Origin of the sequence: Aestuarium sp. (genome assembly GCF_023253315.1) — a bacterium.
Lineage (GTDB): Bacteria > Pseudomonadota > Alphaproteobacteria > Rhodobacterales > Rhodobacteraceae > Marivivens > Marivivens donghaensis.
In genome coordinates this window covers 80,413-87,089 of sequence record NZ_JALRGW010000008.1, presented here as the reverse complement: position 1 = coordinate 87,089, position 6,677 = coordinate 80,413, and the positions used below count along the sequence as shown (strand labels likewise).

Genomic DNA, 6,677 nt, shown 5'->3' with positions numbered 1-6,677 from the left:
CATCACCCTCCAGAAGTCGTAGCTGTCGGAAACGACACTGACGATACCGGTCGGGTGAACATCGAACAGTACACGGTCCAGGATTTCGAACTCACCCTCAAGGCCGCCCATGGTCATGACGCTGTGCTCGCTGGCCGGAACAGAAGCAGCTACCAGACCTTCTGCAGCGTAGTACTGCTTCAGGTATTGTGCTGCCACAATCGTATCGCTGCCCGTGAAGCTCAAGAGGTGCCCTGCTCCAGTCCTAGCAGCGTCATGCAGACCACTCATGCCACGCATAGAGAAGTCGTGGCCTTGCCACTGGACAAACTCTTTGGGCGCACCGGTCTCCTCTGCCCAATAGTCGAAAATGCGCTCCACATTGCCGCGTAATTTTTTGCCCGACGGAGGCTTCGCAAGCCAGATATCTTTCAAGGTCTCGACGATCTCTCGTCGTTTGATTTGATTAACAGGTCGCGTGCCCAAAGCCGGAAAAACATAGTCTTCGAGCTGTTGGATAACCTGACGCTTGTATGCACCTTCAGATAAACCAGCCTTTAAATGGTTTTCATACCAATCACGCGCAACCTCCTCGAAAGTTGGCGGGGCGTCATGGTCACTTACTCGCCCAGTGATCACCAGACGCTGCAGAGCAATTGGGTCTACGGTCACACCTAAGGCAGACTTGATAACCTGCGCGCTATACCCTGCCCCAACCAAACCCTTGATCACACTGGTAACCTGGCGTGCCACATCCGCTTTCAGGTCAGGCCACGTGCCAAGCGTGAGATTTGTTCTCTTACCCCCAATCGTGATGCGGCAGACCCAGGACATCCGCCCAGAGGACCTACAAAACACATAAAGGTTGGGGGTGCCATCGGGGACCCATTGCTCTTCGCGCTGCTGAGCCAGCCCCTCCAACTCACGAAACTTCAAGGCCATTCTGTATACCAATTGTAGCCAAACACCTTACTACAGAATGCATATCATGAGACAAATTGAAAGCGAAAAACCCATAAAATAAGGGAGATACGGAACTCATTCACCTAAATGGAACAAACACCAGAGTTCCCTACGGGCTGCCACTTTTCCCCAGCATTGTTATCGCCCCTTAGGGAAAACCTCGTAGCCTGCTTCTTCGGGTTCGTCGTCGATCAGTTCGCGTGGGAACCCATCAGCCAGAACGCTCAGCCCCGTGGCCTCTTCTAGACGTTCAATGATCCGGTCCGATTGAGCGCGATCGCCAAACCGCCGCTGACCGTCGCTCATAATGTCGATCATCAGTGGCGAAATTTCGAGCGGCACACCGTGGTCGTCCGCGATTTTCTGAAACAACCCGATGTCCTTTTGCACGAGGTCCATGGTGAAGTTCACATCCCGCGACCCTGACAAGATCAACTGGCTCTCCGTTTCATGGACAAAGCTGGTGCCCGACGAAATCTTAATCGCCTCATAGGTCGTCGCCATATCCAGCCCAGCGGCCTTCATCGTGATCAACGCCTCACAGCAGGTCAAAAGGTTCGCCGTGGCGAGGTAGTTCGTCATCACTTTCAACAAAGACGCGGACCCCAATTCGCCCGTGTGCAGCACCCGACGGCCCAATGTGGTGGTGAGCGGAAGAACCTTATCAAAGGCGGCTCGATCCCCACCCACAAAGATCGAGATGTTGCCTGTATCCGCGCGATGGCATCCGCCCGACACAGGACATTCGACCGCATAGGCGTCCTTTGAATGAACGATCTGGGCAATCCGTTTGAGTTCATCCGCATCGGTCGTGGACATTTCCATCCAAACCTTGCCCACAGACAGCCCCGCAATCACGCCATTGTCGGCTTCCATCACGACGGAACAGGCTTTAGGCGACGGCAAACAGGTGATCACCACGTCGCAGATTTCGGCCATCTCTCTAGGACTATCGGCCCAAGAGGCGCCACGCTGCTCATACGCCTCTTTCAGATCGCTATTGAGGTCATGAACGACGGTATCGAAACCGTTGCGGATCAAACTCCCCGCCAGTTTTCCGCCAACATTTCCTAAACCGATAAAACCAACTTTCATTGCGTCACCCTCGTATTTTGGTGTTTTCACCTCTGGCACGGCAGGGTGGATCTTTGGCGCCAGCGTTTCACAGTTATTTTGATCTGTCAGTTTATTTCGAAGGGATATCTACCTTTGGAAGGCGCGTCGAACTTTCGATATACCATCAGCAAAATCAGGTAGTTCACACCCTTTTTCCGCGAGAGATCACAGCTCTTTTGGCGTGACCTCATTCTAATTCGAACCAACATCAAAATTTGATCAAGTTTTTCCTTGTTCGACTCAAACAATCCGCGCAACCCTGCGTCGGAGGAATGAGGAGAGCCGAATAAATGCCACAAATTAAAGCCGCCGTTTGTCACGAGTTTGGGAAACCACTGGTCGTCGAAAAAGTTGAACTCCGCGCCCCAATCAGTGGCGAAGTTGAGGTGACATTGGCCGCCTGTGCGATCTGCCATTCCGATATCACATACGCGTCAGGCGCTTGGGGTGGATCGCTCCCCGCTGTGTATGGGCACGAGGCCGCTGGCCACATCACCGCGGTTGGCGACGGTGTCCACGGGGTCAAAATCGGCGACCCTGTTGTGGTCACACTGATCCGGTCATGCGGGACTTGTGCGCCCTGCTCTTCTGGCAAGCCAACGATTTGCGACACCTCATATGACGGCGATCATGGGCCACTGAAAACGGTGGATGGCGGCAAGCTGCATCAGGCAATGGCGACGGGCGGCTTTGCTGAAAAGGTCGTTGTGGACCACAGTCAGGTCGTTCGTATCCCCGAAAACATGGACCTCGCGGCCGCCTCTCTGCTGGCATGCGGCGTAATCACAGGCGTCGGTGCTGTGGTGAACGCGGCCCAACTTCGCGCGGGTCAGGACGTGGTCGTGATCGGCGCTGGCGGCGTGGGCCTGAACGCAATCCAAGGCGCACGGATCGCAGGTGCGCGTCGGATCGTTGCTGTCGACATGTCCGACGAAAAACTCGAAATCGCCAAGGATTTCGGCGCTACCGATACCGTTCTCGGCACCCAAGACAACCCGTGGCGCGCCGCGAAAGAGGCATTGGGCCGTGGTGCAGATGCGGTCTTTGTCACCGTGGGTGCTGCGGGCGCATACAACGATGCGCCCCGCTATATCGCAAAAGGCGGTAAGGTCGTGATGGTCGGCATGCCGCCATCAGGTGCCATGAGCCAGTATGAGCCGGGCAACTTTGCCGCCGCTGGTCAGTCGTTGATCGGATCGAAAATGGGCGATGCCGTGATCAAGCGCGACATTCCATGGATGATCGACCTCTATGGCCAAGGACGTCTAAAGCTCGATGAATTGATCTCTGAGAAATACAGCTTGGATCAAATCAACGAAGCGATCGAGTCCACGAAAACGGGCACCGCAAAACGGAACGTCATCGTCTTTTAATCCCAGCCATAAACTGGAGGGCCTGATATGAAACTGGCCGATTTGGATATCATCGTCACTTCCCCAACCGCGCCCGGTTGGGGAGGGCGTTATTGGATTTTGGTGAAGGTCACGACCGATACGGGCATCGTGGGCTGGGGCGAATGTTATGCCTCGACCGTGGGGCCAGAGGCCATGCGCCACGTCATCCGCGATGTGTTTGAACGACATATGGCGGGCGAAAATCCTGAGAATATCGAACTGATGTTCCGCCGCGTTTATTCGTCTGGGTTCACGCAGCGCCCTGATCTGACGGTCATGGGCGCGTGGTCTGGGTTGGAAATTGCGTGCTGGGATATCCTCGGCAAAGATCGTGATCGCCCCGTTCATGCCCTGATCGGCGGCAAACTCAACGACCGCATTCGCGCCTATACCTACCTTTATCCAACCCGCCCCACGCACACTCTGCCCGACTTTTGGGTTGATGCCGCGATGGCCGCTGAGAGTGCGCTGGATATGGTGAACAAAGGCTACACTGCCGTCAAATTCGATCCCGCAGGCCCCTACACCATTCGGTCGGGTCACATGCCTGCGATGCGAGATATCAGCCGATCCATCGAGTTTTGTGCCACGATCCGAGAGGCCGTTGGCGACCGCGCTGACCTTTTGTTCGGCACGCACGGCCAGTTTTCGACGGGGGGTGCGATCCGCATGGGGGCCGCAATCGAAACCTATTCGCCGCTCTGGTACGAAGAACCAATTCCGCCCGACACCCTGCGCGAAATGCAAAAGGTGGCCGAGGCCGTGAACATCCCAGTGGCGACAGGCGAACGCCTCACGACAACCCGTGAATTTGCGGAGGCATTGCGCGCGGGCGTTCAAATCCTGCAGCCTGCCCTTGGGCGATCTGGCGGGATTTGGGAAACGCGCAAAATCGCTGTGCTGGCAGAGGCTTGGAATGCCCAAGTCGCGCCACACCTCTATGCGGGGCCGATTGAGTGGGCCGCGAATATCCAGCTCGCCGCGACGATCCCGAATATTCTTATGGCAGAGACGATTGAGACGCCGTTCCATGCGGCGCTGATTAAGAACACGCTCTCGGTCGAGGACGGTTTTGTTACCGTTCCGGACGGCGCGGGCTTGGGTATTGAAGTGGATGAAGAACTGGCGCGGGCCAACGCCTACGACGGTGATGGCTTGCACCTGCAAATGCAGGAAGCGCCAATCAGCTATCACGAAGAGAACGTGTTCGAAGGTGGGGCGCCATCAAAAACCTGAGGCGCCCCTACCCTTTTATAGAGGCGGCAAGGTGCTGCGCAGATAGTCAAAGTGCTTCTGTGCCATGCCGCGATACGGCTTCCATCCATCCGCGGTATTCTGGGCTACCGCATCCGACAAAACAGCCAATGGCTGACCGCTGGACCGTGCAAGGATGATGGTCTGCGCGGCCTTTTCAAAGAAATACAGGTCCTCAAACGCATCAGCCACCGTTTCGCCGACGATGGTCACACCGTGGTTCCCCATGACGAGGACTGATTTGTCACCGATGGACTCTGCCAACCGCTCCCCCTCTTCCTCTGCGTCCGCAATACCGCCGAAGGACAAATCATAAGCGGTACGCCCGTAGAACCGCGCCGTGTTGTTGTCGATTGGAACAACGGTCGGGTCCTTCAAACAGGCCAAGGCCGTGGCGTAGGGCGAATGGGCATGCAGGATCACGCGGGCGTTCGGCAAACGGCGATGCAAGGTGCCATGAACGCACCACGCCGATGCATCAGGGGCATTTGGGCGCTCCATCACGCCCTCATCCTGACTGTCGAGCAACAAGAGGTCTTCGGGCATGATCGTCGCAAAATGCTGCCATTTAGCGTTCAACAGGAACTCTTGCCCATCGGCAGAAACCGCAGCACTGAAATGGTTCCCGACACTCTCGCTCCATCCCAGCATATGGCAGATACGAAACGCATCTGCCAAATCACGGCGCAGGGTGGCGGTGGCGTCTAGCGTCACAGTCGGTGCGTTCATGCCTTGAACCTTCCTTCGCTGACCAGTGCGCGATAGGTCGACCGCATTTCACCGCGATCCACATAGCATCCGCGCAAGTATCGATCGCCACTCGTCGCAGAATAGGCCGCCCGACCGTGCACAATACGGTGGTTGTCAAAGACCATACATTCGCCGCCCTTCATCAGGAACCGCATCATATATTTGTCTTCCTGCAGCATTTTCCCAAAGCGGCAAAACGCAGGGTAGTAGTCGTCGAGAAGCGCCTGATCGAGATCGAAAATATCCGCCATGTGCTGGCTGATCGTGAGGCCAGAGACTTCGCCATGTTGGTCCAATTCGATCACCGTCTGACGCGACCGCGAGTCATAGGTGTCATGTTCACAGAAGAACGGGATCGACACTTCGGACAGGAGCTTGAACCCTTCGGGATCGCGTTTGCGGAAATCATTCGCCACGGCCACACCATCCGAATAGAGGCTCTGCCCCCCGTCCACGGTGTTCACCCGACAATGAAGAAACTGGATACCCGGCGCGAACTCTTCGGCGGGGGTGTCCGTATGCAGTTCAAGCGCCGCCGAGGTATAGGCAGTATTCGTCGGGTTGATATGCGTTTTCACGTCAAAATAGTCGCCAAAGAACGTAGGCCGCACATAGCCCATCAGCTCTGCCGTTTGAGTGAGCCCCTCGTTGCTGTCAGGCATATCAGTCACGATGGTAAAACCGTGGACCAGCATCGCCTCGATCCACGCAGCGCGCTTCGTCTTGTCAGCAACCAACTCTGGCTGGGAAAAACGCGGGACGGTCGGATAATGATCGCTATACCACGCAATGCGTGGCAAATCGGCGGGATCGTGGCGCGGCTTGGCGACTTTATACGTTTCCAACCAGTCGAGGGGCATGCGGGTCACATGATCCTCACCTGCCCAGTCGATCACCAATGCATCACCGTCAACAGTTGCTGAGTTCGGGCGCGGCGCGGTATCGAGATGGAAAATGTCAAAGCTCCGCTCACGAGTGACCGAGCTAAACGATGATGGGCAGTTATCGCGCAGCCAGTAGTAGTTAAAGTAATGCGACCCGCCGTCGGACAGGGTGATGTGCAGACCTTTGTCACCGACTTCGGTCACATGTGGCGTGGTCATGATTGAGCTAAGTTCGTTCATTGTATGGCCCCAAAAGTATGTTCGCTGAGGATAAACGTCTCACGGGAATAGCTTGCGCGATAGCTCGGTTAGTATAATCATTACTTAACCTTATAGT

At 55.9% G+C, this 6,677-nt stretch carries 6 protein-coding genes; 2 read left to right on the top strand and 4 right to left on the bottom strand.

Going from position 1 to position 6,677, the window contains the following annotated elements; all coding sequences use genetic code 11:
• Nucleotides 1-921 (bottom strand): phage integrase central domain-containing protein (locus tag AC1QQ2_RS06650; protein WP_479712543.1); only part of this gene is annotated, 921 nt, incomplete at its 3' end.
• A gap of 159 nt (nucleotides 922-1,080) precedes the next feature.
• On the bottom strand, nucleotides 1,081-2,067 hold the full coding sequence (locus tag AC1QQ2_RS06645; RefSeq protein ID WP_479712548.1) for an NAD(P)-dependent oxidoreductase: 987 nt from the start codon (nucleotides 2,065-2,067) through the stop codon (nucleotides 1,081-1,083).
• 281 nt (nucleotides 2,068-2,348) lie between these two features.
• Between AC1QQ2_RS06645 and AC1QQ2_RS06640 the strand changes: the two genes are divergently transcribed.
• A complete protein-coding gene (locus tag AC1QQ2_RS06640) occupies nucleotides 2,349-3,431 on the top strand; it encodes a Zn-dependent alcohol dehydrogenase (protein ID WP_479712542.1) in 1,083 nt (360 codons plus the stop codon).
• 27 nt (nucleotides 3,432-3,458) lie between these two features.
• Complete coding sequence (locus AC1QQ2_RS06635; RefSeq protein ID WP_479712541.1) at nucleotides 3,459-4,688, top strand: mandelate racemase/muconate lactonizing enzyme family protein; 1,230 nt, start codon at nucleotides 3,459-3,461, stop codon at nucleotides 4,686-4,688.
• Between the two features lie 15 nt (nucleotides 4,689-4,703).
• Here the strand turns inward: AC1QQ2_RS06635 and AC1QQ2_RS06630 are convergent, their stop codons facing one another.
• Both AC1QQ2_RS06630 and AC1QQ2_RS06625 read right to left on the bottom strand, forming a co-directional pair.
• Nucleotides 4,704-5,435, bottom strand: coding sequence for a class II aldolase/adducin family protein (locus AC1QQ2_RS06630; RefSeq protein WP_479712540.1), 732 nt, complete (start codon nucleotides 5,433-5,435; stop codon nucleotides 4,704-4,706).
• Complete coding sequence (locus AC1QQ2_RS06625; protein ID WP_479712539.1) at nucleotides 5,432-6,580, bottom strand: TauD/TfdA family dioxygenase; 1,149 nt, start codon at nucleotides 6,578-6,580, stop codon at nucleotides 5,432-5,434. Before AC1QQ2_RS06625 ends, AC1QQ2_RS06630 begins: the two co-directional genes overlap by 4 nt.
• Nucleotides 6,581-6,677 lie beyond the last annotated feature (97 nt).

Excerpts from the sequence above, each read along its gene's own strand:
- AC1QQ2_RS06640 (WP_479712542.1), top strand. The coding sequence starts at position 2,349 with ATGCCACAAATTAAAGCCGCCGTTTGTCACGAGTTTGGGAAACCACTG.
- AC1QQ2_RS06635 (WP_479712541.1), top strand. The coding sequence starts at position 3,459 with ATGAAACTGGCCGATTTGGATATCATCGTCACTTCCCCAACCGCGCCC.
- AC1QQ2_RS06630 (WP_479712540.1), bottom strand. The coding sequence starts at position 5,435 with ATGAACGCACCGACTGTGACGCTAGACGCCACCGCCACCCTGCGCCGT.
- AC1QQ2_RS06625 (WP_479712539.1), bottom strand. The coding sequence starts at position 6,580 with ATGAACGAACTTAGCTCAATCATGACCACGCCACATGTGACCGAAGTC.